The following is a 25,327-nucleotide window of genomic DNA, read 5'->3' as shown; positions in this document are numbered from 1 at the left end:
GGGAGCTTGCGAGAAAGCATTGTAGAAGAACGCTGTATTGCCTTAATTTCTGTAAAGTACACAGAAATACGGCAAAGCGAACCCTTCGCTGTTCGCTTGGGTCATCGCGGGCCCTCCGGAAAAGCGTACCGTCTGGAGCGAGAGCCGTAACAAAGAACGGCTTTTGCGAGTAAAAGCGAAGCGTTAGGAGTACATCTTTGCTCTAAATCCCGAACTGCTTACTAAGTGCACTGTCAAGTACAGGTTTTGGTGATGAGCCTCTAAAAATAAAGAAAACCGCCAAGAAAATCTCTTAGCGGTTTTTTTATTATTTATGGTTCAATGCGAATTACAGGTGAAGGATTTTTGATTTTCGGTAAAATTCTATCGAGCTTAAACTGGCGCTCAGCCTTATGAGTGGAAGGATCTGCTGGATCAAATGCAGTCAAGTAGGCAATTACTTCTCTAACGATCAGAGTGGGTGTAGAAGCCCCTGCAGTCACCGCAACGGTCTCAATGTCCATCAGCCATTCAGTTTTAATTTCAGAGACGTCTGAGATACGGTAGGAAGGAGTATTCGCAATCTCTACCGATACCTGCGTCAGACGGTTCGAGTTGTTACTCTTCGGATCGCCTACAACTATCAGTAGATCTGCTTCTCCCGCCTGCTCCGCAACTGCTTCCTGACGAACCTGAGTGGCGAGACAAATCTCTTCATGCACTTCGATATGCGGAAACTTAACCTGCAGCTCTTCCATAAGATGTGCAACATCCCACTGGCTCATCGTTGTTTGATTGGTAACCAATAACTTCTCATTGCTGATATCCAAGTTATCTATATCTTCCAGTCTTTCAATCAAATGAACAGAGTCCGGTGCTACACCGATAGCTCCTTCAGGCTCAGGGTGATGTTTTTTTCCGATATAGAGAATGTCATAGCCTTCTGCTACTTTCTCTTCAATCAGATGATGTGTCACAGAGACGTCCGGACAAGTGGCATCAATTGCAACTAAGCCTTTCTCCTTTGCAAGTCTGCGGACTTCTGGAGAGACGCCGTGCGCTGTATAGATGACAGTCCCTTTATCAACTTTACGCAAAATATCCAGTCGGTTTTCCCCATCCAGTGTAATGATCCCATCTTCTTCAAAAGCATCCGTAACATGTTTATTGTGGACGATCATGCCTAATATATAAATGGGTCTCGGCAGGGATGTATCAAGTGCTGCGTTTCTAGCAATGACCATCGCATCAACCACACCATAACAATAACCTCTTGGTGAAATCTTGAGTACTTTCATTTATTCCACTCCACTCCTCTAGTAACTTCTACTTCATTATAGCGGAGATTCGCGGGCGATTCAAAGAGTTCAGAACGGAGGCTGAAAAATCCTTGGTGAAGATGGCTGTTCTACTATCGGACGAGGTCCACTGGACACAGGAGGAACGGAACTATTTCCTCTTGCGTTAGGGGTGGGAGCTGAAGCATCGGGCATGGACTGAAACCCTTTATATAATTTCCACATGGCAGGCAGGTTTTGAATCATAGGCGCAAATTGCTGCACGAGCGGAGCAAACTGCTGAGCAGTGTTTAGGAAGCGGTTGGCGGTCTGCATATATTGATCAGCTCTCGACGGACCACCAGCTCCAGCACCAGCTGCTGCTCCCGCCCTCATTTGCTGATTGTTAGCCTGCTGAAATCCTGAATTCTGCTGCATACCCATACCTTGTGGAAAAGGCTGACTGCCGGGAGGAAGTTGCGACGCAGGAGGCATTTGTCTCATGGGCTGCTGCTGATTGCTGAACGGATAAAATGATTGATATCTCATCACAAACTCCTTTCTGAAAGTTTTTAGGTGCTTCTCTTCATATCCTATGCGAAAAAAACAGCTGATGGCACCGAATCATGTTACAATAAGAAATACGCTAGAGGAGGAACGATATGTCTAAATTTACAGATTATCAATTCAAACCGTTTTTGAGGGAAGCCATTCAAAAATTAGGGTTTGAAGAACCCACACCCATTCAAAAAGAAATAATTCCACTTATAATGAAAAATACAAGTGCGATTGGACAGGCACATACAGGTACAGGGAAATCACATAGTTTTCTGATTCCACTTGTGGAGAAAATCGACACGGAGCAGGATGAACTGCAGACAGTGATCACTGCACCGACACGTGAATTAGCGACTCAGCTTCATAATGAACTGAAAAAGCTGATTGACGGCACAGAAATCAAAAGTGCAATTCTTATCGGAGGTACTGATAAGAAAAGATCTGCTGACCGTTTGCGCAGCACGCCGCATATTATCGTCGGAACACCAGGCCGAATCCAAGATATGTCAGAAACAGGTGCTTTGGCGATCCATACTGCCACTCATCTTGTAATTGATGAAGCGGATCTGGCATTCGATATGGGATTCATTGAAGATATCGATAAATTTGCTTCCAGAATGCCGAATAAACTGAATATGTATGTATTTTCAGCGACTATACCTGAAAAACTGAAACCATTCTTGGCTAAATATATGAATTCACCTATACACGTACAGATGGATGATAAAAAGCCGCTGACGGAGAATATGCATTATTCATTGGTTCCGGTCAGAAGTATGGATAAAAACAAGAAACTTCTCCATGTGATGGATGCCATTCAGCCATACTTGGCGATCATCTTCACGAATACGAAGCAAAATGCAGATCAGCTTGCCAACTATCTGTCAGCACACGGTTTCAAGCCAGGCCGTATTCACGGAGATCTGACACCGCGTGAACGTACACGGATGATGAAGCAGGTGCGTGATCTCGAATATCAATATATCGTCGCAACTGATTTGGCGGCGAGAGGAATCGATATCCCAGGTGTCAGCCACGTCATCAACTTTGAATTGCCCGAAGACCTTGAGTTCTTCATTCACCGGGTCGGCCGTACAGCGCGTGCAGGTTTAGGCGGTACAGCGATTACGTTATACGAACCGGCAGATGAAGATGCGATCAACCGTATTGAAAAGCTAGGCATACCATTCGTTCATGAAGACGTTAAAAATGGTGAATGGATTGAAGTAAAAGAACGTCAGGCACGTAAGAAACGGGTTAGAGAAATAGATGAAATCGATAAGAAAGCAGATTCTTTTGTCCGTAAACCTGATAAAGTGAAACCCGGCTATAAGAAAAAAATGGCTGAAGAAAAAGAAAAGTTCAAGAAGAGACAAAGGAGAATAAAGAAGAAATCATGAATGCAAATGAAATCCTATTAGGCTCCCACGTGTCAATGAGCGGCAAGAAGATGCTTGAAGGGTCCAGTGAAGAAGCGGCAGGCTACGGAGCCAACACATTTATGATCTATACAGGAGCACCGCAAAACACTAGACGTAAACCAATCGAGGAATTGAATATAGAAAGCGGAACGGCGCTGATGAAGGAGAGTGGGCAGTCAAATATTGTTGTCCATGCACCGTACATCATCAATATCGCCAACACCACAAAGCCGGAAACCTTCCGTCTGGGCGTGGATTTTCTACAGCAGGAAATTCAGCGAACAGAAGCGCTCGGTGCCAATCAAATCGTACTTCATCCAGGGGCCCACGTAGGTGCCGGAGCTGATACAGGAATCGCGAAGATCATAGAAGGACTTAATGAAGTGCTTTCTGAAGATGCGAATGTCCGTATTGCACTTGAGACGATGGCAGGAAAAGGTACAGAATGTGGCAGAAGTTTCGATGAGATTGCAAAGATCATTGATGGTGTGAAAAACAATGACCGACTGTCCGTGTGCTTCGATACATGCCACGTTCACGACGCAGGCTATGACATCGTTAATGACTTTGCGGGCGTTCTTGAAGAATTCGATAAAATTGTCGGTCTGGACCGTATTTCCGTCATCCACGTCAACGACAGCAAAAACGAACGTGGCGCAGGAAAAGACCGTCACGAAAACATTGGCTTTGGCCATATCGGTTTCGATCCGCTCGCTTACATTGTGCATCACGCGACTTTCAAAGACGTTCCAAAGATTTTGGAGACACCTTTCATCGGGACAGACAAAGCGAATAAAAAAGCACCGTATGCAGTAGAGATCGCTATGCTGAAAAGTAAAAAGTTCTCCCCTGAGCTACTGGAAGAACTGAACGTTTAATATAAGTTGAATTAAACTTTTTACATCCTGGAGAAGCTATTTTCTATCTGCTCAGTTGATTGGAGTAGAAAGCGTCCGCCTGGAACGGAAATCAACGGTACTATGTAACTTATAGAATGCAGTATTATTAATTCAACTTATATAGTACAGGCGCTGCAGAGATGCAGCGCCTTTTTCATTGTAATTTATATTGTTCCATATACAGCATCATTTCTTCATAGCCGATAATTGCTGAGACCTTTTCCAAAAACGCCGTAGGAATGCCTGTGAACAGCCAGGACAGCGAAACCTCATCCAGCAAGGGACGAAGCTGTTGAATCTGTTTCACGGAAAGCTGGACCCCATTATTTGCTGCGTAGTTCTGTGCATCTTGATCCGATAACTGTTTAATCTCCTGAATCAGCTGAAGCAAATCCATTCGTATCAAATCCTTTCAATTGGTTGTATCCCTGTGCAACTTCCTATATAATTAATAAAGTAATCGGAATGATTACGAATTGAAGAAAGGGATATGTATATGACAAACTCCATTATTAAATTAGAGCATATAACGCATAAATATCATCATTCTACTGCTCTATCAGATGTTAGTCTGGAAGTGAAGCAGGGGGAGTTCTGGGCGTTGATCGGTCCTAACGGTTCCGGCAAGTCTACATTACTAAAAATTATTCTGGGCCTTCTGAAGCCGATGGAAGGAACCGTCGAGTTATTCGGAGGTCCTATCGATTCATTCAAACAGCAGCAGCGAATCGGTTATGTTTCGCAGAAATCCAATGCCTTTACAACAAAGTTTCCTGCAACGGTATTGGAAGTAGTCAAAAGCGGTCTGACAAGCAAAAAAGGGCTGTTCAGACGATTCAATAAAGAAGATGAACAGCGGGCTGTCGATGCCTTGGAGGTCGTCAAAATGGCAGACTACCAAGCGGAGAGCATAGGCGATCTTTCTGGGGGCCAGCAGCAGCGTGTATTTATTGCGCGGGCGCTTGTCAGCAAGCCAGATCTGCTGATTATGGATGAGCCGACTGTCGGGATTGACAGACAAAACGTAGATTCCTTCTATTCTATGCTCAGCGAATTAAACCGTGAGTATGGTATTGCGATTTTATTGGTCAGTCATGAAATTGACTTAGTGACGCAGCTCGCTACGCATGTCGCGTGTTTGAATCGCACGATACATTTCCATGGTATGCATAAGGATTACGAGAAAATGAGTGAAGAAGAATTGTCTGGCTGGTTCGGTCACCCAGTTCGCCGGCTTCATCAAAAGGAAACGGAGAATGTGACATGATTGAAGCAATTTTCACTTATGAATTTTTACAGAATGCAGTACTGTCCGGTCTGGTCATCGGGCTGATTGCACCAATGCTCGGGTTATTTATTGTTGTCAGAAGAATGGCGATGATTTCCGACGCATTAAGCCACGTAGCACTAGCCGGGATAGCGGGCAGTCTGTATTTGAGTCAGCAAGTATTGTTCTTTGCTGCGCTGAACCCTGTATACCTGGGGATGGGAGCAGCGGTAGTCGGATCTTTGTTGATTGAACGGCTGCGCAGAGTCTACAAGAGTTTTGAGGAACTCGCGATTCCCATTATTCTTTCAGCAGGAATCGGCTTCGGTGCGATATTTATTTCATTGGCAAAAGGTTTTGGGACAGATTTAGTCGGTTATTTATTCGGCTCGGTTTCCGCTGTCAGCCGACAAGATCTGTATATCGTCCTGCTGATTGCAGTGATCGTGATTTTGTTCTTATACTTTTTATATAAAGAGTTGTTTTCTTTAGCGTTTGATCCAGAGTATGCGAGAGTATCAGGAGTTAATGAACGAATTATTCAGGCGGCATTTATGGTGATTACAGCACTTGTTATCGGGGCATCCATGCGAATTGTTGGCATTCTTCTTGTATCGTCACTGATGACATTACCCGTGGCGGCGGCAATCCAGCTGGCAAAAAGCTATAAAGGTGCATTGATTTATTCAATCATTTTTGGCGAAATCGCTGTGATAGTTGGTCTCATATCCGCTTATTATCTGGATATTGCGCCAGGCGGGACCATTGTAGTTACTTCAGTTATCATATTGTTGCTTGTACTTTTTGGAAAGAAGGTACGGTCATGATGAGGGAGAGAGGGGCGTATCGAAATGACGATAGATGAGGCATGGGGAATTTTATTAAAGCATGATTTTAAACGGACAAAGAATCGGGAGATCCTGTTGAATTTTTTTGATCAGGCAGATCGGTATGTTACTGCTATGGAAGTTAGAACGGCGGTAGAGAAGGACAACCCCGGAATCAGTTTTGATACTATTTATCGAAATCTTGCTGTTTTCTCTAGGCTTGATATTTTGGATGAAACGGAATTAAACGGAGAACGTCTTTTCCGTATGCAGTGTGCAACTGATCATCATCACCATCATTTTATCTGTACGACATGCGGGAATACGAAATCGATTCCGAACTGCCCGATGGATGATAGTGTAGCGGTGAATCTGTCAGAATATGAAATTGACGGACATAAGTTTGAGATCTATGGCAGATGTCCAAAATGTATTAAAGAATAAATTCTCTTCATTTCAAAAAAGAGCTCAGGATTATCCGTGATTGTAGTGATTCGGAAAAGTCCTGAGCTTTTTTATTTGTTGAAGGAATTAGTTTTACCGCAATTTTTTAACAAGAATAATTTTAGGTTCGCCTACATCGTCAGTGTAGGTGCCAATGACATCAAATCCATTTTTCAGATTCAAGATCAGCGTATTGCGCCAGATATTCTTCGTTTTTGTTTGCACGGTTTTATATCCTTTTGTAACTAAATAATCATGCTGTTGCTCCATTAATTCTGAAGCTATTCCTTGCTGACGGCAGCTTCCATCTACACCGCCGAGCCAGCTGTAAAAGTTCTGCGAATCGAGTTCATAGCCAATTTTATAGCCAAGTACTTTTCCATCATCAACAGCAAGGGTAAATAAAAGGCGGGGCTTGGTCTTTGCTTTAGACAGCAGCGATTCAGATTCTTTAAAAATACTCTCGTGCAAGTGTAATACTTCTTCGAACAGTTCAGTATTCGGATATCCGTCGATTTGAATATACTCCAAAATGAATCCCTCTTTTCATTTATATATGATAAGAAAAATAATTTGCATCTACCTGAGGCCTGTTGATTTCCGTTGCAGTCGGATGCTTTCCGCGGGGATGGCTTGAGCCAATCGAACTGCGAAGTGTTCGATTGGCCGTATTTCTGTGTTCTTTACAGACATTAAGGAATCTTTATTTACTGCGTGGTCTCAAGGCTCCTGCTTATAACGCTTCGCTTTTATTCGCAGAAGTAATTGCTTTTCCCGCAGGAAGAGCCGTAGCGAAGTACGGCTTTTGCGAGCATAAGCGCAGCGTTGTGAGCACATCTTTGCCTTTTGCCGCCTGTAACGAAAATCAACTACGTATAGCGTAAGCTAGTTTGCTGTCTGTGCTAAAACGTGAATAATAGTGTGAAATACGCAAATGCTACCTGGAAAACATGGCAGGCGAACAGATGAGGAACATAGCTATATTGTCTTTATTGATACTATTCTGTACGGCATCTGTACTAATTGTAACATGGCAAGGGACGTCAATAGCAAAAGCAATTAATAAAGAAAAGGTATCGGAAGTGCCGCCAAAACCATGCAGTCTGATTCTAGAACCTGTTGATAAAAAGCTGACGAATGCAAAAGGTGCTGCGTTAATTTACAAAGTGCAATTAAACCCTCCGAGCTTTGCAAGAACAAATGTCAGTATCGTAGCTGTTCATCTTCCGGACCCATCTTCTTACGGTAAATATGATCATTATGAAGGATTCGTGTTCATTCCAGGTGAGATCAGCTGGCGTTTTAGATTATCTCCGACTGATGAAGAATATGGACCCAGCTGGGCTGGTAGATTTGATTTGATCACAGCAGATGTAATGAATGCAGAAGTGCAAGTACGACCAGTAAATTCCCGAACGGATAAATTAGGATCAAGCGTACTGACAAACAGTGTGTATGCCTGTAGTCAGTCTCCAGTTAAGTAAATTCGATAAAGTAGACGCAGAAAAACGCTTAGATCAAATCTAAGCGTTTTTCAAATTTACTATAAGTAATTCAATCAAACAATCGTTTAACCTGCCGATTTGCTTCCTGCCAGTCATTCACTCGAATGACGCCATTTGGTATCGGTTTACGATTGTAGGGGGTATCAAACAAGAATACGGGAATATCCAGCTCTTCGTGGATTCCTACTGCATTATCATGCTTGTCTTCAAAAAACGCATTTACCGATAAGCGTTTAGCTGTTTCGATTTTATGATGTGTGCCAATCAATTCGACGTGGTCAAATGGAATTTGCTGATCATGAAACCAATTAGTCGTACATTCCAGTACGTTTTGCCCGCGTGCTGAAATGTAGTACAGTTCAAATTGCTTTTGCCAGTTCGTCAGTACTTCTTTCGCGAACTGCTGGGCGGGAGATGTCTGATAAATCAATTCTTCCGCCTCTTTGTACCATTCGCTGAATTGCGCTGGATCCACATCAAACGCTTTTGTCAGATCATACTCTTTAATATCTTCGAGTGTCAGATTCGAACCGAAGCGTTTATTGATATGCGGCAGCAAGGAAGTAGGGCATGTTACAGTTCCATCAATATCGATGCCGAAGCGAATTTTCATTCAGAAGCGCCGCCCTGAACTAATGCCTCTTCCTGTCGTTTCTTTTCGAAATATTGCTCTGCCAATATATCGATTTCTTTCTTCAGTTCCTCAACCATTGTTTCTTCCGGAACTTTTCGGACCGTTTTACCGTGCATGAACAGAAGACCTTCACCGCGTGCTCCTGCGATTCCGATATCCGCTTCCCTTGCTTCTCCCGGACCGTTAACTGCGCAGCCAAGCACTGCGACTTTAAGTGGTGCTTTAATATGAGAAATGTATTCTTCGACTTCATTAGCAATGGAAATCAGGTCAATTTCGATACGTCCACAAGTTGGGCAGGAAATAAGTGTTGCTGCGTTTGAAGACAGTCCGAATACTTTCAGAAGCTCTCTCGCCACTTTAATTTCCTGAACGGGATCAGCACTTAACGATACACGCATCGTGTTTCCGATACCTGCAGCTAATAAAGTACCAAGTCCTGCTGCACTCTTAATAGAACCTGCAAACAATGTACCGGATTCTGTAATCCCGAGGTGTAATGGATAGTCGAATGCTGCAGAAGCCAGTTTATACGCTTCGATTGCCAAGTTTACATCCGATGCTTTCAATGAAACGATAATATCATGGAAATCTAAGTCTTCCAGAATTTTGATGTGATGCAAAGCACTTTCTACCATACCTTCAGCAGTAGGATAGCCGTACTTTTCAAGAATTTTCTTCTCGAGTGAACCGGCATTGACACCGATACGAATGGGAATACCTTTTGCTTTCGCCGCATTGACAACTGCTTCTACTTTTGCCTGACGTCCGATGTTACCCGGGTTAATTCGGATTTTATCTGCGCCCTGCTCAATAGCGATTAAAGCTAATTTATAGTCAAAATGAATATCCACTACTAACGGAATATTGATGCGTTTTTTAATTTCACCGATTGAATAAGCTGCACGTTCATCCGGGCATGCTACACGTACAATCTGACAGCCGGCTTCTTCTAAACGATTGATTTCGGCCACAGTAGCCTCCACATCGTGTGTTTTCGTAGTTGTCATACTTTGAATAAACAGTTCATTGCTTCCCCCGATAGTCAAATTACCGACTTTTACAGGACGGGTTTTGGAACGATGAATCATTTCTGTCATTGCTATTCTCTCCTTCTAATCAATTACGCCCCGGCGTAATTGCGTCCAGATTTTGAATTGTGCTAGCACAATCCAAAATCTGGGACATCCGCCGGAGGCCTTATCTTTATTCAGCGTGCGTTTGAACACTTGCCAAACAATAAATACAACCGCATTCGATTCACCACCTATAAAGGTGAGAGTTTTCTGCTGAATGAAGATAAATAAATCCCATCCATCTTACAGAATGGAAGATTACTGTGTGTTTTGTTCCTGGCAAACCGGATCTGTGTCTGTCTCTGCACCGAGAGGCAGCTTGATTTGTTCGCCCGCCAGAAGCTCCTGGCGCTCAAGATGAGGATTTAGGTCATAAAACAACTCTAGCCTCTCCAGGAAATTATGAGTTGGATCCGGGTATAAAGCGAATAACGATTCTATTGTATCATCTTCAACTGTCCGAATGACAATTGAAGGATTGGCTTTTTCCTCTATACAGGACGTTTCATCATCAAAAAAGGCTGCAAGAGGGATTGTCCCATCTGTCAAATCCACGCGAACGAAATGAACGATACAAAAAACAGCTAGTGCAAGCAGTAATATTCTCATGGCTAATCCCTCCTGTCACACGCTATGCAGACAGGAAGGGAAATATTCATCTTGGTTTCTTTGGGTAATACGTTGTTGCCCGCCATACATAGAGCAGATGGACAAACGATGAGATCCACAAGCTGTAGTTTTGCATACTTGGCAAGAATTCAAATACCATCGTCAGCAAAATAGGAAGCGTAGCAGCTATAGCTGCTGTCCGCCACATAAATCGAAACTCGCCTCTTCGTTTCAGCAGTTTCAGCAACAATACTCCTATAATACCAAAAATACTGACGCGAATAAATAAATACGACGTGATAATGACCAGCTGCAGAACAAAGGCTACTGGATAAATCAGAAAGCCGATTGTTTTCCCAATTTCCGCTGTTTCCGTCGTCCCTTGAAAAAGGGCGTGATCGCCGATTAAAAACTGTAAAAAAGCGATAATGGTATATAGAAACACAAAAATAAATATGTATTGAATGACTTTACCGATAGGCAGCAATCTAAATGCGGCCAGTTTTTTCGGTTCATATAATGAAGCGGTAAACAGCTGATGAAATTTCAGATTCAATGAAGTGGCCTCCCTTTCTACAGTATAGTCTATCATTTATTTAAAACCTTCATGTAATATGTAATTTCGACATTCTCATGACAAATCATTGCTGTTTTGTTAAGGTGTTGTAAAGATTGCGCTTCAGTACTTTACAATTTGCCATTAGCCAAACATAATAGGTTGGAACTTCTCTCTAATCATATGATCGGATAGAGGTAAAACCATACATAATCGTTTGATGGAGGTTGACAATTAAATGGAAGTTAACTGGCAAGAAGTGGTGTTCCAATTTCTTGGGGGTTTAGGTATATTCCTATTCGCAATTAAGTACATGGGGGATGGATTGCAAAAGGCCGCGGGAGACAGACTTCGTGCAATCTTAGACCGTTTTACTACGAATCCATTTATGGGCGTTCTTGTCGGTATTATTGTAACTGTATTAATCCAATCCAGTTCGGGAACGACGGTTATCACAGTCGGACTCGTGAGTGCTGGATTCATGACGCTCCGTCAAGCAATAGGTGTCATCATGGGTGCCAATATCGGAACCACAGTGACAGCCTTTATTATCGGATTGGACGTAGGTGCTTATGCACTGCCTATTATGGCAGTGGGGGCATTTCTAATCTTCTTCGTCCGAAAAGCTAAAGTTAAAAACATGGGGGAAGTTATTTTTGGCTTTGGTGGATTGTTCTTAGGTTTGGAACTGATGAGTAACGGAATGAAGCCATTACGTTCATTGGAAGCATTCGCTGATTTCACACTGGCAATGAGTGAACACTCTTTGCTCGGCGTTGTTGCTGGAACCATTTTCACACTCGTTGTACAAAGTTCCAGTGCGACTGTTGGAATCCTGCAAGGTCTTTATGCAGAAGATCTTGTTACCATGAAAGCGGCACTTCCTATTTTATTCGGTGATAACATCGGAACGACAATCACAGCGGTTTTAGCTGCAATCGGTGCTTCTGTAGCGGCGAGACGTGCAGCTGCGACACACGTTTTGTTTAATATCGTCGGTTCAGTGATCTTCCTGTTGCTGCTCATTCCATTCACCGCTTACATGGAGTGGATATCGGGTGTATTGAATCTCGAGAGTAAGATGCAAATTGCGTTTGCGCACGGTTCATTTAACGTAGCGAATACCGTCCTGCAGTTTCCGTTCATCGGTGCTTGGGCGTATCTTGTGACCAAGATGATACCGGGAGAAGACGTGACGATCGAGTACAAGCCGAAGCACCTAGACCGGCATTTCATTGCACAGTCGCCTGCGGTAGCAATTGGACAGGCGAAGGAAGAAATTATCCGTATGGGTGATTTCAGTGTGCAGGGTCTGCAAGAATCATTTGAGTACTTGAAGACTGGTCAGAAAAAGCACGCAGAGATGGCTTACCAAATAGAAGATGCGATCAACAACCTTGACCGTAAAATAACGGATTATTTAGTTGAAATCTCAGCAGTGACGGTAGCACCTGCTGAATCAGCTCGTCACGTTATGCTGATGGACAGTGTGCGGGATATTGAACGGATCGGTGACCACTTCGAAAATATTATAGAGCTCATCGATTTACGTGAAACGAATAAATTAAAGCTTACAGACGATGCGATGGTCGATTTGACAGAAATGTTTACATTGACGATTGAAACCGTTCAAAAAGCAATAGAATCACTTGATAAGTCGGATATTAGTCTGGCTCGTACGGTGTCTGAGAAGGAAGATTTGATCGACAATATGGAACGTCGTTTCCGTAAAAATCATATCGTCCGTCTGAACGAAGGACACTGCAGTGCGCAAGCTGGTATGGTATTCGTTGATATCGTTTCGAATCTGGAGCGAATCGGTGACCATGCGGTGAATATTGCGGAAGCTATTTTAGGTAAGCACGCATGATTGCATGTTCATTATAAATATAGATGAATCAGGCATTGCCGCAATTCGCAGCAGTGCCTGATTTTCTTTACAAGCAGTAGATGTAAGAGGAAGTATTTTGGTGGAATCAATATAAAGGAGGGGTGGAGGCATGATTTGGATAGGCTGGATTGTTGCTGTATTATTGTTTGGCATTGCGTTTGCAGGACTTGTTTATCCCATCATTCCTTCTGTTATTTTTATACTGGCCGGGTTTTTAGCATACGGCTTCATTGTTTCATTTGAAGAACTGACATGGATGTTCTGGGTGATTGAAGTATTATTCGTAGTGTTGCTGTTTGGTGCTGACACTGTTGCGAACCTGGTAGGCGTCAAACGTTTTGGCGGCAGCAAGGCAGGGATGTGGGGGAGTACCTTCGGCTTGTTAGTTGGACCCTTTGTCATTCCAGTCGCTGGTATTCTGGCAGGTCCATTTATCGGAGCAATTATAGCGGAATTGGTTATTACTCGTTCTGGAATTAAGCAAGCTTTTAAGACAGGAATCGGCTCTGTTGTCGGTTTCTTAACATCTGTGGCAGTAAAAGGTGTTATCATGGTCATCATGATTGCCATTTTTTTATTTTTTCTCGGTTAACAGTCCGTTTTCTTTGAATGCTGACTCATATTTTGATAATGTGAAGAGGTAGGGCAAAACAGAGATAATTTAGAGGAGGAATGGAAAAATGGCTTATAAATTACCAGAACTACCATACGCTTATGATGCGTTGGAGCCACACATCGACAAAGAAACGATGAACATCCATCACACTAAACACCACAACACGTATGTTACAAACGTGAACAATGCGTTAGAAGGACATGATGAACTTCTGAACATGCCGGTTGACGAATTGGTGGCAAACTTGGATAAAGTTCCAGAGGACAAGCGCACAGCAGTCCGTAACAATGGCGGCGGTCATTCAAACCACTCATTCTTCTGGCAGATCCTGTCTCCAAACGGAGGAGGAAATCCAAAAGGTCAGGTTGCTGAAGCAATCGACAAGAAGTTCGGCAGCTTTGACGCTCTTAAAGAAGAGTTCGCAAAAGCAGCAACAACTCGCTTCGGTTCAGGATGGGCTTGGCTTGTACTGAATAATGGTGAGCTGGAAGTTACTTCAACACCTAACCAGGACTCTCCGTTAATGGAAGGTAAAACACCTTTACTAGGTTTGGATGTTTGGGAGCACGCATACTACTTAAACTACCAAAACCGTCGTCCTGATTACATTTCAGCATTCTGGAATGTAGTAAACTGGGATGAAGTTGAAAAGCGTTACCAAGACAATAAGTAATTGAAACCTGACACACATCTGATTCGTCAAGATGTGTGTTCTTTTATGCGTTCATGTTATAATACCTCATACATAAAAATTGACAGGAAAGGAGACTCCCGTTGAAAAAGACCACCAGAAAAGCAGATCAGGCAAAGGCACGTCAGCGAAAGCATATTGCTTTTCGAATGAACTTCCTTTTTGTAGCGATTTTCATTCTTTTCTCATTGCTTATATTGCGGTTAGGATATTTGCAAATCGTTGAAGGTGAGAACTATACGCGTAAATTAGAACAAAAAGAAGAAATCGCCGTAAATACGAGCTCGCCCCGGGGAAGAATTTACGACCGTAATGGGCAAGTGCTGGTAGATAATGAACCGAAAAATGCCATTACCTATACAAAAACTTCTTCTACCACTTCAGAAGAAATGCTGAAATTGGCTAAAAAGCTGTCCAAGCTCATCGACCAGGATACCAAGCGGGTGACAATCGGGGATAAGCGAGATTTTTGGATTTTACTTAATCCTGATGAAGCGGCTGCAAAAGTAACGAAAAAAGAGCAGCAAAATATTTTGAAAAATGAAAAGCTGTCTAAAAAAGAAAAACAGCGCCAACTTAACCAAATGACAAGAGACCGCATCACAGAAGAAGAAATAGATTCTTTGAGTGAAAAAGAATTGAAAGTCCTTGCCATTTATCGAGAAATGATGGCGGGGTATGCCTATTCACCCCAGATCATCAAAAGTGATGATGTAACAGACAAAGAATTTGCAGTAGTCTCAGAACGATTGAATGAACTGCCAGGAGTCAATACCACGACCGACTGGGACCGTGTCAAGAAGTCGGACAGTGCGATCCTCGGTTCCACAACGAGTCCGATAGAGGGGATTCCCCGTTCACATCTGGATTATTTCTTAGCAAGAGATTATTCCCGTAATGACCGTGTCGGCAGAAGTTATTTGGAAGCCTATTATGAAGACTTGCTGAAAGGTCAAAAGACCATTGTGAAGAATATTAAGGACCGGACAGGGAAAGTTATTGAAACGAAAACCGTGAAGGAAGGCGAGCCTGGAAAAGACTTGGTACTGACAACCGACAGTGAACTGCAGGAAGCTTTGGAGGAAATTGTTTCCAATAAATTGCTGACACTTAAACGAGGTGCCAGTGCGGGCGCCCTGGAGTCGGCGTTTCTCGTCATGCTGGATCCAAAAAATGGCGAAATACTTTCATTGGTAGGTAAAAAAGTGGGTCGGGATGAAGAGACCGGGAAATTGGCTATTCAAGATTATACATTCGGTACTTTTACTTCTGCTTACGAAGCTGGTTCGACAGTAAAGCTGGCTACCATGCTGACCGGCTACAGTGAAGGGGTTATAAAGATCGGCGATGTCAAAATCGATGAACCGATCCGTATTGGGAGTACGGTAAAACGATCACTGTTTAACCGTAACGGCAGAGTGGCGGTGAATGATATTACCGCGCTGGGGCGTTCATCCAACGTTTACATGTTCCGAATCGCTATGGCGCTCGGAAAAGCGAATTACCGACCAGGACAGGCGCTTGCCATAGATAAAACGGCGTTTGACACATTCCGGCAGACGTTTTCTTCATTCGGTCTGGGCGCCAAAACAGGAATTGATCTCCCTGGGGAATACAGTGGTGTAACAGGAACTGAAACAATTACCGGAAAATTACTGGATTTCTCGATCGGCCAGTTTGATACGTATACTCCGCTGCAGCTGGCTCAATATGTATCAACTGTAGCTGCAGATGGTAATAGAATAGCACCAAGAATTTTAAAGGAAATCCGCAACCCCTCTCCAGATGGTGAAGTATTGGGGGAACTGGTAGAAGAAAGACCAGCAAAAGTCTTGAACCATATTAATAATACGCAGCAAGAAATTGATCAAGTGAAAAAAGGAATGTACTATGCTTATCATGCTCCCAATGGGACAGCTACTAATGTGTTGAAAGGTTACGATGCTGCCGGAAAGACAGGAACTGCACAATCATTTTATTACACGGGTAATAAATCAAATCCGGTTATACCGACAATTAATTTGTCTCATGTAGGTTTTGCGCCGTATGAGAATCCAGAAGTTGCCTATGCGGTGATGATTCCTTATATATCTACAAATACAAATACCTATCCAGGTAAGGCTGCTAATGAGATTGTCAAGGACGCGTTGGACACTTATTTAAAGCTGAAAAAAGAACGTGCGGAGAAACTGACCGATTCTTCTCCGGAAATTAAAATTAAAAAAGTAACAGAAGAAGAGAAATGAGAAAACCACCGCTTATGTCTGAACGACACAAAGCGGTGGTTTTATTTTGTCAGGATCTCAGCAATTTCTTTGAAGGTCATATTAGAACTCAATTCAAATGTACCGATTTGGATCTTTAAAGCATATCCATAGTCTTTCATATAGTTATCAAATTTAGCGGCATCTTCTATTATATGTGCACGTTCAAGTGTACTTGATAAATCTGAAGAGTTTGATCCGGGTTTAACAGATACTTTCTTTGTCACAACTGTTGTTTCAATTTCTTTATCTTCCGGCTCCTTTTCTTCATTGGTTTTCGGCTCAGTGGTTTGTTCCTTCGCTGCGTCAGTATCGGGCTTTTGCGTAGGTGTTTCATCTAACGTAACGGTCTGAGAAATGGCGAGCTCTTTTTTGACGACTTTCAACTCTTCTTTAGTGTCAGCCAGTTCTTTTTCGAGTGAATTCTCCTCTGCCGGTGGCATATTGCTGACAGCATATAATGTACCGCCGGCGATCAGGCAACCGATCCCGACAGAGCGCAATAGATCCTTGATCATAACCGCACTCCTTTAGAACGCAGCACAGCAGCCACTTCGTCCTCCGGCATAGAAGCTCTTTGAGAAATCTCAGGAATCGTATATCCTTGACTGTGCAGGGAAGTGATCTGATTGACGATAATCGCATGTACAGGTTTTTTCGGAACAGTGGTGTAGTTGTTCGGAATCGGTGTGCCGACCATTAGCTCTTCTTCGAGAACACGCACTCTTTTTTTTAAGTTGCTCGTTTCCTGATGTAGACTTACAGAAACTTTCTCCAATTCATCTTCAAATGCACGCGAATTGCTGCCGACGAAAAATGATGCGATAAGCGCAACGATACCAACAATCAGCAAAATAATGGCAATGTCCATTTCATTACCTCCAAAATAACTAGAGTTTTATTCATAATACCATAGCCTTTGTACGAATGATATTTCAATCTTTCTGCTGTACAATGAACAAATATATGGTATAATTTATTAGTCGTATAAATCATGCTCATATTTTTTAATTATATCTATCGCTAATGAGTGGGAGGGACAGTAATGCGCGTAAATATTACACTCGCTTGCACGGAATGTGGAGAGCGCAATTATATTTCAAAGAAAAACAAGCGTAACAATCCGGAACGCATTGAAATGAAAAAATATTGCTCACGTGAACAAAAACAAACTTTGCACCGTGAAACGAAATAATCATTGAAACCAAAACCTGCTTCGGTTTTGGTTTTTTCTTACGGGAGGTAGGGCATTGGATAAACAGTATCTTCGAAAACAGGTCTTACAGCAATTACATCAATTAAGTCCATCTGAGCACGAACAGCGATCAGCTCTGATTCGGGAAAGAGTTCTTGCGTCGGATGAATTTAAGCATGCACAGACAATCGGGATCACGCTTTCCAGGTTTCCGGAAGTGGCTACGCATCGTTTGATACAAATCGCCTGGCAGTCCGGTAAACGAATTGCTGTCCCCAAATGTTCTGCATCTTCTAGAAAAATGGATTTTCGTCTCATTGACTCGTTCGATCAGACAGAAACCGTCTATATGGATTTAAAAGAACCAAAAGTTGATCAGACTGAGTCTGTAAAACCAGAGGAAATCGACTTGCAGATCGTACCTGGCGTCGTTTATTCTCCAAAAGGATACCGCATCGGATTTGGCGGCGGATATTATGACCGTTATTTGCTTAATTATCCATTTGAGACAATATCATTGGCGTTTGAACGTCAACTAATGGATAATGTAAAGATGGAATCCCATGATATTCCTGTATCATATCTATTTACGGAAGAGCGTATCATAGACTGTCAGAAAGCGCGTGAAACAAATGAATGAGTTTTATGATGTACTCCAGCTGCTGAAAAGGTACGGAGTAATCATCTATACGGGAAATAAAAGGCAGGACAGTATTCTGATGGAATCAGAAGTGAAGGAGCTTTATGATCATCAATTTATTGATCAGCAAACTTATTTACAAGCTGTTTTAGTTTTGCGGAGAGAAATTACTTAAGGATCAGCAGTATAGATAAACGATAGGATGTTTGACTCATTCCTGATCGTTTTTGAAACTTTTCTTTCAATCAACCGTCTATCTGTTAGGCAAATATAATTGAGACTACCACTTTTGACAAGAAATGAAAGGAAGAGAAGGAATGAAAAAAATAGATTGGTCTAAGCATTCCATACTCATTATCGCACTGATCGCCACTTGGCTGACAACATATATTGGCTACCTTACCAGCTTTAATATGAAAATCGATAATGCGATGCAGCAATTTATCCTGTTTATTAATCCGTTGACATTCTTGATGTTTGTTTATGGGATTGCATTGTTTATTAAAAAGACAAAGACCCGCAACCGATATATAGTAACTATCAGTATACTTACATCCATCGTGATGTTCAGCAACGCAGTATTCTATCGCTTCTTTACGGATTTCATCACAATCCCGTTACTTTTCCAAACAAGTAACTTTGCAGATTTAAGTTCATCTATTACAGAGAACATGCATTTTCTTGATGTGTTTTTCTTTACTGATGTTATGATCATTCTGCTTGCAATTCGCTTTATTCCTCAAGAGCCGCTTCAGGCTACAGGAAGAAAAATGGGGCGAAAAGTGTACTTTGCGGCAGCTGCTACACTGATGATGTTCAACTTGGCTATGGCCGAAGCACAACGTCCGCAATTGCTGACACGCAGTTTTGACCGCGAACTGTTAGTGAAAAATATTGGAGCATATAACTATCACCTGTATGACTTGTTTGTTCAGTCGAAATCGCATGCACAGCGTACGTTTGCAGACGGCACTGAACTGACTGAAATAGAGAACTACGTTAAAGCTAACCGTGCGCAGCCGGATCCTGAAATGTTCGGTGCAGCAGAAGGCCGCAATGTAATAATCGTTTCATTGGAATCTTTACAGAACTTTGTCATCAATAATGAAATGGATGGTCATGAGATCACTCCATTCCTTAACGAACTGACAAATGATAAAGACACTTTCTACTTTGATAACTTTTATCATCAGACAGGCTTGGGTAAAACTTCAGATTCTGAGTTTATCGTAGAGAATTCTCTGTATGGCCGTAACGGCAGCGCAGTATTCTTCACGCATAGCGGTAATACGTATAATTCTTTATCTGAAAGCCTAAACAACAATGGCTATTTCACAAGTGTTATGCACGCCAACAGTAAAAGTTTCTGGAACCGTGACATTATGTACAAAGCACTTGATGTACAAAAGTTCTACGATGTAGACAGCTATACAATTGGTGAAGGTGAAGCAGTTAACTGGGGAATGAAAGATATTCCATTCCTGGAACAGTCTGTAGAACTGATGAAAGATATGCCGAAACCATTTGGTACGCGTATGATTACCTTAACCAACCACCATCCATTTGATTTGGATGAAGAAGACATGATGATTCCGGCGTATACTTCTAATTCCAATACGCTGAATAAATATTTCCAATCCGTTCGCTATATGGATGAAGCAATAAAAGTTTTCTTTGAAGATCTGAAGAAAAATGATCTATATGATAACTCCATTATCGTGATGTATGGTGATCACTACGGTATTTCAGAAAACCATAACAAAGCGATGGGTATGTACATGGATAAAGAAATTACGCCGTTTGATAATGCCGAACTGCAAAAAGTTCCATTGTACATTCATATCCCTGGATCAGGGAAAGGTAAGCAAATGGATGAACTGGCAGGACAAATCGACTTACGTCCGACAATTCTTCACTTATTGGGAATTGACACAAAAGCGGATATGCAATTTGGTTCTGACATTTTCTCGCCAGATCATGAACCGTTTGTCATTTTCCGTGATGGCCGACTGGTGACAGATAAGAACCTCTATGCACAGGAAGTCTGCTATGATATTGAAACAGGAGAGCCGACGGATGAAGCGCAATGTGAACCTTATGTGGAACGCGCAACGACTGAATTGAATTATTCAGATACTATCATCAATGGCGATTTACTTCGTTTCAAAGAAAGAGAAGATGGTAGTCCGGAGTTAAAAGAGAGTAAATAAGTTAAGAGCTGTGCGGCTGACATACCGTGCAGCTCTTTTTACTTTGTATTATGCAAGTGGAATTTTTAAATGGAAACGAAATCACTTCAAGGCGAGATTGATTTAGCAATTTAAGAAAATCTAGAAAAGGGGAAATGCTTTGAAGCGGACTATTTTGATGATCTCACTGGCACTATTATTAGTTGGCTGTGAGCAAATAAAAACAGTAAAACCCGAAGAATTGGATGAATCTGTTGATAGGAAAGAAGCGTTCATTCCGAAAACGTTACCGCTTGGGGAAGATGAGCCGCGATTTGTTGCTGGATGGCTGAATGAAAAGCAGATACTTTATGTAGATCATCAAGAAACGGCAGACCGTCTACGTTCATTTAATATAGAAACAGGCGAAGTACATACGATGTTTTCGGATCAGAATAATATTTCAGAAGTACTGATTCATTCATCGAAAGAGCAAGTGCTGATCAAGACAGCAAATGATGCAACAGAAGCTAATATTGTGATTCTCAACAAAGATATGAATGTCTTAGATGAAATGACTATTGAATCTTCAGAGCTGGAACTGGAGTGGAATGCTGTAGATTCAACTCAACTACTGATTTCTGCTTTTCAGGAAGACTGGAGTTTTCAAGTTATGCGATATGATACCAAAGATCGAATGGTACAGCCGATAGAAATAGACAGTCCATTTCCTAAATGGCTTGGAGAAGAGCAGATTGTCTATTTAGATAATAACGAATTAATTAATGAAAAATCCTCGGTAAATGAAAAAGAGGTGCTGGCAACTGATGCGGTTGAATTCCGCAGTTTAGCTGATCAATTGCTAATAGGAACAGTGGACGGAGAACAAAAAGAATATACGCTGATAGACAGCCATGGGGAAGAGCAGTATAGCTGGCAAGCAGAAAACCCTTCAGAAATGATTGAAGATATTGAATCAATTGATGAAGATAATATTATTATGTCAACTAGAGCCGATGTATATGATGGAGAACAATCAGCGATCTTCGTCCATATGCAAGAAGGACAGGAAGTAAAACGTTATGAGACTGATACCGAAGGCGGAATGATCGACTGCTCTCCGGATGGCAACTCTTGCCTGATTGGGTACAGCTTGGATACTATACTGCAGCTGGATACAGGTGAGACAGTGAAGTGGACTGAATAAAAAATAAGGACAGCCTCAGAAATGAGGTGTCCTTATTTTTTGGAACTTATTATTTGTGTAGCTGTGGCGGGTACCCTGCATATATTACAGTAGCAATCGTAAATCCTCCGATAACTACAACAGTTACCACATTGAAAACTATACTTAAAAGATTCCGCTCTTTAAAAGCTTGGACCGTTCCAAAGACTGCTAAGATTGCAATCAATCCAAAAATGATGACCAATAAATTCATTGAGTAGACACTCCTTTCAACATTGAAAAAATGAATGCCATATAGCGATATTCCTCCTCTATTGTACTGTTAATGAAACGTTTTGTCGAGATTAAATAGTGACGATTGTTTGAAATATGTATGGGGATTCATTAATATTAGAAAAAGAGGTGAGTTACTTGAAAATACATATCCATCCGCTTGGCCCGATCCAGACGAATTGTTACGTCGTGGAAGATGAAGAAAAGAATTGTTTGGTGTTTGATCCGGGTGATGAAGGCGACGCATTGCTTGCTGAACTGCAAAAGCTTTCATTAAAACCTACAGCTATCCTGCTGACACATGCGCATTTCGATCATATCGGCGCGATCGAGACGATCCGCGATGCATATAATATCCCGGTGTATTTGCACACTGCCGAAAAAGATTGGCTGGGAAATGCAGATTTAAACGGCTCGGGTAAATATGCAATGCTTCCGAATGTCGTATGTAATCAGGCAGATGTTTTGCTGACTGACGAAAAAAGCTTGGAAGTTGGTCCATTCAAGATGGGCATTCGCCACACACCCGGCCATTCGCCAGGAAGCATCTCTTATATCTTTGAAGAGGAAGGGTTTGCGATTGTAGGAGATACGCTGTTTAAAGGAAGCGTAGGACGTACCGACCTGCCAGGTGGCAATACGGAGACGCTTTTAGCTTCCATCCATAACGAACTGCTGTCACTTGATGAAGAACTGATGATTTACCCAGGACACGGTCCAGCGACAACACCGGGGATTGAACAGGATCAAAATCCATTCCTGCATGGTTTTTAAAGAACTTGTACAAAACAAAAAACAGCTCTCTGTGAAGAGGCTGTTTTTTGTATGTACGGATTAGTGTCCTGCACCTGGTACATGAATAAATATGGAATAGTAACTGAAACCAACCATGAACATCATTAAGTATGCTCCGAATAAGTACATGTACATACGCTCTGAAAGTTTCAAGTATCCAAGTAGTACGAAGAAGATAGTGCTTGCGACCAACAGTAAAGAAGCAGGAATCATGTGTCCAACATAGAACATGACCGCAAAAATACCTGTCCAGAATCCGCAAAGTTTGAACATATTATCCATCTACGCGTCCCTCCTTCACAACAATACAATAAGCTCATTTCCATTATAATAGAACGTCAGCCTAAAAGTAAACTCCAATCAATTTCACATTGTGACAAAAAAGTGTACTTGTCTGGAAAGCTTACCAAAATGCTCATCACACACGTCAAATAAATCTGCGAATGATTAGCTGCCCTTAGTATACCAGAACTTAGGGAAAAAATAATATGAAAATTCATTTTTGATTCGAAAAATCATTTCAAAATGTATTATTGGCATCCAATTTCAATTGAAAAGTTAATAGTCTCAAATGAATACAACTTTTCAACAATTTCAATCCATTATATACTCCTGCTTAAGATGAAAAGTGGTCTTTCATCAGATGAAGAAAGGGGAGAATTATGGAACTCACAGCGAACCCGATTGAAAAAACCTGTTTTCAACTGTTGGAGAAAGCAATCCAGTCTGAAGCGACCGACCTGCACTTTGTTCCTACGTCTGATGGTTATGATGTAGCGATTCGTAAACATTCCGTCTTCTCGAAAATAGGCCAGTTCCCTCAAACGTTAGGTGGCCGTTTAATTTCTTTCTATAAATTCCTGTCTTCGCTGGATATCAGCGAGCAACGGCGCCCACAAAGCGGTTCTTTCCACCGATCCTTTTCCGATCAAAACTTCTCATTTCGTGTTTCTACGATACCTTCCATTCAATTACGTGAAAGTGTGGCCATTCGAATTCAAAAACATGATAAAATCGTGCCGCTTTCTCAATTATGCATGAAACCTGAATGGGCCAGACAATTATCAGAGGCTGCTGCATACAAGCAAGGACTGTTTTTAGTAACAGGCCCAACAGGATCGGGAAAGACCACGACCTTATATTCACTCACTGCCCATTGCGTGAATCAATTGGAGCGGCATGTCATTTCACTAGAAGATCCAGTTGAAAATAATCACAGCCATCTGCTGCAGATACAGGTAAATGAACGATCTGGAATTACTTATTCTGCGGGTTTGAAAGCTATTTTGCGTCATTCACCTGATGTCATTATGATTGGCGAAATACGTGATGCAGAAACAGCAAAAATAGCGGTGGAAGCCGCGCTGACAGGTCACCTTGTGCTGAGCACAGTTCATGCGAAAGATCCCGTCGGCTGCTTGTATCGTCTGCTAGATTTAGGAATTCATCTGGAAGAGTTGCGCCAAACAGTTATTGCTATTTCAGCTCAACGTCTAGTGAAGAAACCAACCGGTGACACAGTTGCGGTATTTGAAATTTTGCAAGACCTTCAAATTGAGGAAGCAGCCGAAGCCATCACGAAAGGTCAGCGTTTCTCACTGCCGGCAGAACAGAAAATCGAAATACAGTCTGCTCTCTATGAAAGGGCTCTCAATGGAATGGATTAAAGTTCATAAGAAACAGAAGCTGGTGAAACCTGCCGAATTTTTACAGCGGCTTTCCGTCTTGCTGCAGGAGGGCTATACCTTTCACGAAGGGCTGATTCTCATTTTGCCTTATCATACAAAAGATTATGAAGAGAAGCTGATGCAAGTGGAGAACGAATTAAAAATGGGCTACGGCGTCTCTTACATAATGAAGAGTTTAGGATTCAGCAACAGTATGATGCTGCCGATTGTCATTGCAGAAGTGGACGGAAATTTAACTCGGGCTTTACATGAAGTCTCGGGCCGAGTCAGACGATCGCATGAAAAGAAACAGCAACTTAAGAAGTTAATGGCTTACCCGGCAGTATTGTTTTCTTTCTTATTACTGCTATTAGTAGCCTTTCGCCAGTTTTTTCTGCCGAACTTCGAAGCGTTAACCATCCTTCGTTCCAATGAACAGTCCGGAATTGTTCAGTACTTGCCTAAACTGGTTTCATCTATTCCGGATCTGCTGCTTATTATACTCGTCACAGCCACGGTTATAATAATCGTGCTAAACCTATGGATGAGGAAAATGACAGCCTCTGAAAAATTAAAATGGCTGCTGAAAGTACCGGTCGCAGGCCTGTTTTACAGCGAAATAAAAACCAGAGATTTAGCAAGTGAACTTGGCGGTTTATTACAGTCCGGACTTTCGCTACAAAGTGCACTAAACGTTTTATATGATCAAGAGGAAGATCAGATTCTTGCTGAAATTACCAGTCAATTGAGTACGCACGTCATCTATGGAGAGCCTTTACATGAAGCCATTCGGCTGACAGATGGCTTATCCGGACGTTTGGCTGACTTTGCGAAACATGGAGCGGACAGCGGTTATTTACCGAAAGAACTGTTGATCTACAGTGAGCAT

30 protein-coding genes are annotated in these 25,327 nt (G+C 42.1%); 18 read left to right on the top strand and 12 right to left on the bottom strand.

All coding sequences use genetic code 11. The features are described 5' to 3' along the window. Positions 1–311: 311 nt before the first annotated feature. The gene (locus Q1J64_RS01950) at positions 312–1,277 is read right to left on the bottom strand and encodes a 4-hydroxy-3-methylbut-2-enyl diphosphate reductase (RefSeq protein WP_301107413.1); all 966 of its coding nucleotides are present in this window, start codon (positions 1,275–1,277) and stop codon (positions 312–314) included. A gap of 69 nt (positions 1,278–1,346) precedes the next feature. Then, the gene (gene vrrA / locus Q1J64_RS01945) at positions 1,347–1,805 is read right to left on the bottom strand and encodes a VrrA/YqfQ family protein (RefSeq protein ID WP_301107412.1); all 459 of its coding nucleotides are present in this window, start codon (positions 1,803–1,805) and stop codon (positions 1,347–1,349) included. Positions 1,806–1,918: 113 nt separating this feature from the next. Between vrrA and Q1J64_RS01940 the strand changes: the two genes are divergently transcribed. Beyond that, positions 1,919–3,214 (top strand): DEAD/DEAH box helicase, encoded by a 1,296-nt coding sequence (locus tag Q1J64_RS01940; protein ID WP_301107411.1) that lies wholly within the window; start codon positions 1,919–1,921, stop codon positions 3,212–3,214. 11 nt (positions 3,215–3,225) lie between these two features. Further along, positions 3,226–4,113 carry a deoxyribonuclease IV gene (locus Q1J64_RS01935; protein WP_301107425.1) on the top strand — a complete coding sequence of 296 codons (888 nt, stop codon included), beginning with the start codon at positions 3,226–3,228 and terminating at the stop codon, positions 4,111–4,113. Between the two features lie 175 nt (positions 4,114–4,288). On the opposite strand, the gene Q1J64_RS01930 is transcribed toward Q1J64_RS01935, so the two are convergent. Beyond that, the gene (locus Q1J64_RS01930; RefSeq protein ID WP_301107410.1) at positions 4,289–4,531 is read right to left on the bottom strand and encodes a hypothetical protein; all 243 of its coding nucleotides are present in this window, start codon (positions 4,529–4,531) and stop codon (positions 4,289–4,291) included. Positions 4,532–4,630: 99 nt separating this feature from the next. Between Q1J64_RS01930 and Q1J64_RS01925 the strand changes: the two genes are divergently transcribed. From Q1J64_RS01925 to Q1J64_RS01915, 3 genes are read left to right on the top strand one after another with little or no spacing between them, the layout of a single operon-like run. After that, positions 4,631–5,401 (top strand): metal ABC transporter ATP-binding protein, encoded by a 771-nt coding sequence (locus Q1J64_RS01925; protein ID WP_301107409.1) that lies wholly within the window; start codon positions 4,631–4,633, stop codon positions 5,399–5,401. Beyond that, a complete protein-coding gene (locus Q1J64_RS01920; protein WP_301107408.1) occupies positions 5,398–6,228 on the top strand; it encodes a metal ABC transporter permease in 831 nt (276 codons plus the stop codon). The genes Q1J64_RS01925 and Q1J64_RS01920 overlap by 4 nt, the downstream gene beginning before the upstream one ends. A gap of 24 nt (positions 6,229–6,252) precedes the next feature. After that, positions 6,253–6,672: a Fur family transcriptional regulator gene (locus Q1J64_RS01915; RefSeq protein ID WP_301107407.1), complete on the top strand. Its 420-nt coding sequence runs from the start codon at positions 6,253–6,255 to the stop codon at positions 6,670–6,672. A 93-nt stretch (positions 6,673–6,765) separates the two neighbouring features. Here the strand turns inward: Q1J64_RS01915 and Q1J64_RS01910 are convergent, their stop codons facing one another. Continuing rightward, complete coding sequence (locus tag Q1J64_RS01910; protein WP_301107406.1) at positions 6,766–7,203, bottom strand: GNAT family N-acetyltransferase; 438 nt, start codon at positions 7,201–7,203, stop codon at positions 6,766–6,768. A gap of 434 nt (positions 7,204–7,637) precedes the next feature. On the opposite strand from Q1J64_RS01910, the gene Q1J64_RS01905 reads away from it, so the two are divergent. Beyond that, the gene (locus Q1J64_RS01905; RefSeq protein WP_301107405.1) at positions 7,638–8,156 is read left to right on the top strand and encodes a YoqH family protein; all 519 of its coding nucleotides are present in this window, start codon (positions 7,638–7,640) and stop codon (positions 8,154–8,156) included. A gap of 70 nt (positions 8,157–8,226) precedes the next feature. On the opposite strand, the gene Q1J64_RS01900 is transcribed toward Q1J64_RS01905, so the two are convergent. The 4 genes from Q1J64_RS01900 to Q1J64_RS01885 form a co-directional block, all read right to left on the bottom strand. Then, positions 8,227–8,790, bottom strand: a complete 564-nt coding sequence (locus Q1J64_RS01900; RefSeq protein WP_301107404.1) for a 5' nucleotidase, NT5C type — start codon at positions 8,788–8,790, stop codon at positions 8,227–8,229. Then, positions 8,787–9,911: a flavodoxin-dependent (E)-4-hydroxy-3-methylbut-2-enyl-diphosphate synthase gene (gene ispG, locus Q1J64_RS01895; protein WP_301107403.1), complete on the bottom strand. Its 1,125-nt coding sequence runs from the start codon at positions 9,909–9,911 to the stop codon at positions 8,787–8,789. The genes Q1J64_RS01900 and ispG overlap by 4 nt, the downstream gene beginning before the upstream one ends. 234 nt (positions 9,912–10,145) lie before the next feature. Further along, a complete protein-coding gene (gene yqfZ / locus Q1J64_RS01890; RefSeq protein WP_301107402.1) occupies positions 10,146–10,496 on the bottom strand; it encodes a protein YqfZ in 351 nt (116 codons plus the stop codon). A gap of 46 nt (positions 10,497–10,542) precedes the next feature. Beyond that, positions 10,543–11,052 carry a DUF1189 family protein gene (locus Q1J64_RS01885; RefSeq protein WP_301107401.1) on the bottom strand — a complete coding sequence of 170 codons (510 nt, stop codon included), beginning with the start codon at positions 11,050–11,052 and terminating at the stop codon, positions 10,543–10,545. Positions 11,053–11,290: 238 nt separating this feature from the next. Between Q1J64_RS01885 and Q1J64_RS01880 the strand changes: the two genes are divergently transcribed. The 4 genes from Q1J64_RS01880 to Q1J64_RS01865 all read left to right on the top strand — a co-directional run bounded on the left by Q1J64_RS01880 (position 11,291) and on the right by Q1J64_RS01865 (position 16,496). After that, positions 11,291–12,922, top strand: a complete 1,632-nt coding sequence (locus Q1J64_RS01880; RefSeq protein ID WP_301107400.1) for a Na/Pi cotransporter family protein — start codon at positions 11,291–11,293, stop codon at positions 12,920–12,922. Positions 12,923–13,052: 130 nt separating this feature from the next. Next, complete coding sequence (locus Q1J64_RS01875; protein ID WP_301107399.1) at positions 13,053–13,535, top strand: DUF456 domain-containing protein; 483 nt, start codon at positions 13,053–13,055, stop codon at positions 13,533–13,535. Positions 13,536–13,623: 88 nt separating this feature from the next. Next, the gene (locus tag Q1J64_RS01870; RefSeq protein WP_301107398.1) at positions 13,624–14,232 is read left to right on the top strand and encodes a superoxide dismutase; all 609 of its coding nucleotides are present in this window, start codon (positions 13,624–13,626) and stop codon (positions 14,230–14,232) included. Positions 14,233–14,333: 101 nt separating this feature from the next. After that, positions 14,334–16,496: a peptidoglycan D,D-transpeptidase FtsI family protein gene (locus Q1J64_RS01865; RefSeq protein ID WP_301107397.1), complete on the top strand. Its 2,163-nt coding sequence runs from the start codon at positions 14,334–14,336 to the stop codon at positions 16,494–16,496. Positions 16,497–16,537: 41 nt separating this feature from the next. Here the strand turns inward: Q1J64_RS01865 and Q1J64_RS01860 are convergent, their stop codons facing one another. Together Q1J64_RS01860 and Q1J64_RS01855 are read right to left on the bottom strand one after the other, a co-directional pair. Beyond that, positions 16,538–17,032, bottom strand: coding sequence for a hypothetical protein (locus Q1J64_RS01860; protein ID WP_301107396.1), 495 nt, complete (start codon positions 17,030–17,032; stop codon positions 16,538–16,540). Continuing rightward, positions 17,029–17,385, bottom strand: coding sequence for a hypothetical protein (locus Q1J64_RS01855; RefSeq protein WP_301107395.1), 357 nt, complete (start codon positions 17,383–17,385; stop codon positions 17,029–17,031). Before Q1J64_RS01855 ends, Q1J64_RS01860 begins: the two co-directional genes overlap by 4 nt. A 174-nt stretch (positions 17,386–17,559) precedes the next feature. Here Q1J64_RS01855 and rpmG point away from each other — a divergent pair, with 174 nt between their 5' ends. The 5 genes from rpmG (at position 17,560) to Q1J64_RS01830 (ending at position 21,724) form a co-directional block, all read left to right on the top strand. Beyond that, positions 17,560–17,709, top strand: coding sequence for a 50S ribosomal protein L33 (rpmG, locus tag Q1J64_RS01850; RefSeq protein WP_153722334.1), 150 nt, complete (start codon positions 17,560–17,562; stop codon positions 17,707–17,709). 55 nt (positions 17,710–17,764) lie between these two features. Then, positions 17,765–18,349: a 5-formyltetrahydrofolate cyclo-ligase gene (locus Q1J64_RS01845; RefSeq protein ID WP_301107394.1), complete on the top strand. Its 585-nt coding sequence runs from the start codon at positions 17,765–17,767 to the stop codon at positions 18,347–18,349. Beyond that, the gene (locus Q1J64_RS01840) at positions 18,342–18,524 is read left to right on the top strand and encodes a YqgQ family protein (RefSeq protein ID WP_301107393.1); all 183 of its coding nucleotides are present in this window, start codon (positions 18,342–18,344) and stop codon (positions 18,522–18,524) included. The genes Q1J64_RS01845 and Q1J64_RS01840 overlap by 8 nt, the downstream gene beginning before the upstream one ends. A 142-nt stretch (positions 18,525–18,666) precedes the next feature. Next, complete coding sequence (locus Q1J64_RS01835) at positions 18,667–20,559, top strand: LTA synthase family protein (RefSeq protein ID WP_301107392.1); 1,893 nt, start codon at positions 18,667–18,669, stop codon at positions 20,557–20,559. A gap of 139 nt (positions 20,560–20,698) precedes the next feature. Further along, positions 20,699–21,724, top strand: a complete 1,026-nt coding sequence (locus Q1J64_RS01830) for a YqgU-like beta propeller domain-containing protein (protein ID WP_301107391.1) — start codon at positions 20,699–20,701, stop codon at positions 21,722–21,724. Between the two features lie 49 nt (positions 21,725–21,773). Here the strand turns inward: Q1J64_RS01830 and Q1J64_RS01825 are convergent, their stop codons facing one another. Further along, a complete protein-coding gene (locus Q1J64_RS01825) occupies positions 21,774–21,956 on the bottom strand; it encodes a DUF2759 family protein (RefSeq protein ID WP_114923628.1) in 183 nt (60 codons plus the stop codon). A 158-nt stretch (positions 21,957–22,114) separates the two neighbouring features. Between Q1J64_RS01825 and Q1J64_RS01820 the strand changes: the two genes are divergently transcribed. Beyond that, positions 22,115–22,750, top strand: coding sequence for an MBL fold metallo-hydrolase (locus Q1J64_RS01820; protein WP_301107390.1), 636 nt, complete (start codon positions 22,115–22,117; stop codon positions 22,748–22,750). 60 nt (positions 22,751–22,810) lie between these two features. Here the strand turns inward: Q1J64_RS01820 and Q1J64_RS01815 are convergent, their stop codons facing one another. Beyond that, positions 22,811–23,053, bottom strand: a complete 243-nt coding sequence (locus Q1J64_RS01815) for a DUF2626 domain-containing protein (protein WP_301107389.1) — start codon at positions 23,051–23,053, stop codon at positions 22,811–22,813. A 380-nt stretch (positions 23,054–23,433) separates the two neighbouring features. On the opposite strand from Q1J64_RS01815, the gene comGA reads away from it, so the two are divergent. Next, the gene (gene comGA / locus Q1J64_RS01810; protein ID WP_301107388.1) at positions 23,434–24,438 is read left to right on the top strand and encodes a competence type IV pilus ATPase ComGA; all 1,005 of its coding nucleotides are present in this window, start codon (positions 23,434–23,436) and stop codon (positions 24,436–24,438) included. Beyond that, a partial coding sequence (locus tag Q1J64_RS01805; RefSeq protein ID WP_301107387.1) for a type II secretion system F family protein occupies positions 24,425–25,327 on the top strand: 903 nt, incomplete at its 3' end. The genes comGA and Q1J64_RS01805, both read left to right, overlap by 14 nt.

Origin of the sequence: Sporosarcina sp. (genome assembly GCF_029257255.1) — a bacterium.
Lineage (GTDB): Bacteria > Bacillota > Bacilli > Bacillales_A > Planococcaceae > Sporosarcina.
The sequence above is the reverse complement of the archived record's forward strand: the minus strand, read 5'-3'. Positions and strand labels throughout refer to the sequence as shown.

Coding starts and splice junctions, on each gene's coding strand:
- Q1J64_RS01950 (WP_301107413.1), bottom strand. CDS start 1,277: ATGAAAGTACTCAAGATTTCACCAAGAGGTTATTGTTATGGTGTGGTT.
- vrrA (WP_301107412.1), bottom strand. CDS start 1,805: ATGAGATATCAATCATTTTATCCGTTCAGCAATCAGCAGCAGCCCATG.
- Q1J64_RS01940 (WP_301107411.1), top strand. CDS start 1,919: ATGTCTAAATTTACAGATTATCAATTCAAACCGTTTTTGAGGGAAGCC.
- Q1J64_RS01930 (WP_301107410.1), bottom strand. CDS start 4,531: ATGGATTTGCTTCAGCTGATTCAGGAGATTAAACAGTTATCGGATCAA.
- Q1J64_RS01925 (WP_301107409.1), top strand. CDS start 4,631: ATGACAAACTCCATTATTAAATTAGAGCATATAACGCATAAATATCAT.
- Q1J64_RS01920 (WP_301107408.1), top strand. CDS start 5,398: ATGATTGAAGCAATTTTCACTTATGAATTTTTACAGAATGCAGTACTG.
- Q1J64_RS01915 (WP_301107407.1), top strand. CDS start 6,253: ATGACGATAGATGAGGCATGGGGAATTTTATTAAAGCATGATTTTAAA.
- Q1J64_RS01905 (WP_301107405.1), top strand. CDS start 7,638: ATGAGGAACATAGCTATATTGTCTTTATTGATACTATTCTGTACGGCA.
- Q1J64_RS01900 (WP_301107404.1), bottom strand. CDS start 8,790: ATGAAAATTCGCTTCGGCATCGATATTGATGGAACTGTAACATGCCCT.
- ispG (WP_301107403.1), bottom strand. CDS start 9,911: ATGACAGAAATGATTCATCGTTCCAAAACCCGTCCTGTAAAAGTCGGT.
- yqfZ (WP_301107402.1), bottom strand. CDS start 10,496: ATGAGAATATTACTGCTTGCACTAGCTGTTTTTTGTATCGTTCATTTC.
- Q1J64_RS01880 (WP_301107400.1), top strand. CDS start 11,291: ATGGAAGTTAACTGGCAAGAAGTGGTGTTCCAATTTCTTGGGGGTTTA.
- Q1J64_RS01875 (WP_301107399.1), top strand. CDS start 13,053: ATGATTTGGATAGGCTGGATTGTTGCTGTATTATTGTTTGGCATTGCG.
- Q1J64_RS01870 (WP_301107398.1), top strand. CDS start 13,624: ATGGCTTATAAATTACCAGAACTACCATACGCTTATGATGCGTTGGAG.
- Q1J64_RS01860 (WP_301107396.1), bottom strand. CDS start 17,032: ATGATCAAGGATCTATTGCGCTCTGTCGGGATCGGTTGCCTGATCGCC.
- Q1J64_RS01855 (WP_301107395.1), bottom strand. CDS start 17,385: ATGGACATTGCCATTATTTTGCTGATTGTTGGTATCGTTGCGCTTATC.
- rpmG (WP_153722334.1), top strand. CDS start 17,560: ATGCGCGTAAATATTACACTCGCTTGCACGGAATGTGGAGAGCGCAAT.
- Q1J64_RS01840 (WP_301107393.1), top strand. CDS start 18,342: ATGAATGAGTTTTATGATGTACTCCAGCTGCTGAAAAGGTACGGAGTA.
- Q1J64_RS01835 (WP_301107392.1), top strand. CDS start 18,667: ATGAAAAAAATAGATTGGTCTAAGCATTCCATACTCATTATCGCACTG.
- Q1J64_RS01825 (WP_114923628.1), bottom strand. CDS start 21,956: ATGAATTTATTGGTCATCATTTTTGGATTGATTGCAATCTTAGCAGTC.
- Q1J64_RS01815 (WP_301107389.1), bottom strand. CDS start 23,053: ATGGATAATATGTTCAAACTTTGCGGATTCTGGACAGGTATTTTTGCG.
- comGA (WP_301107388.1), top strand. CDS start 23,434: ATGGAACTCACAGCGAACCCGATTGAAAAAACCTGTTTTCAACTGTTG.